Here is an 814-nt window from a genome sequence, read left to right as displayed (position 1 = left end):
GGCAGATTTCTTGGCTAAGAGAAGTGAAGTGATAAGCTATTGTGTGCTAGAGCGATATGTCAAAGCCTACCTCAAAGCCCACCCCATTGAAGCAAAAATCATCTATCGTGGGGAAGATGCGGCGGTGGGGAACTTCCTCCCTGCACTTGGGCAAAGTAATTGGGCGGTGGATTCTATTAATCAAATCGTAGAAATTGATGCGACAAGCATTGATGCGGTGATTGATGTGAGTGAGATTGCGCGGAATCTAGGGCTTGAAGTGGCTGATGTGGAAAAGTGGCAGAAGCGATTTGTGCTTATTTCACTCATTGATACTTATAGCGGCGTGTGTAGCTTCCATATCAGCGATACTGAAAATGCGCTCGGTGTCTCCCGCGCCATTGCAAAATATATCACCACCTATGGCGTGCCAAAGTGCATTAAAAGCGACAATGGCAGCGCATTTGTGAGTAAATATACCAAAGAGGTGCTTACGCGCCTTGATATTACACATACCAAAACGAGGGCATACGCTGGGTGGTGTAAGCCCTATGTGGAGCGCAACTTTGCGCGTTTGCAAAATCACCTTATGGAGTGGATTAAAGGCTATATCGGGCATAGTGTGAGCCAAAGACAAGCCATTGAGTTTTTCTTCTCTCGCGCTCAAAGGCGATTAAAACGAGGACAAAAGAGCAATCAAACCAATCTCCATACATTACAAGAGCTAGGGCAGATGATAGATACCTACACACACGCCTTTATGAATAATGCGTATTTGGAACGCTTAAACGCCACGCCCGCAGAGGCTTACAATACAAAAGTGAGCGAGGCGGTA

The 814-nt window shown here is 46.2% G+C and carries 1 protein-coding gene; it reads left to right on the top strand.

The window, feature by feature from the left end:
• Window positions 1-28 precede the first annotated feature (28 nt).
• Window positions 29-814 (top strand): DDE-type integrase/transposase/recombinase (locus tag OQH61_RS09455; protein WP_266027183.1); only part of this gene is annotated, 786 nt, incomplete at its 3' end.

The organism is Helicobacter sp. MIT 21-1697, from assembly GCF_026241255.1.
Classification (GTDB): Bacteria; Campylobacterota; Campylobacteria; order Campylobacterales; family Helicobacteraceae; genus Helicobacter_C.
Note: the sequence above shows the minus strand (reverse complement) of the source record. Positions and strands in the feature narration are given on the sequence as shown.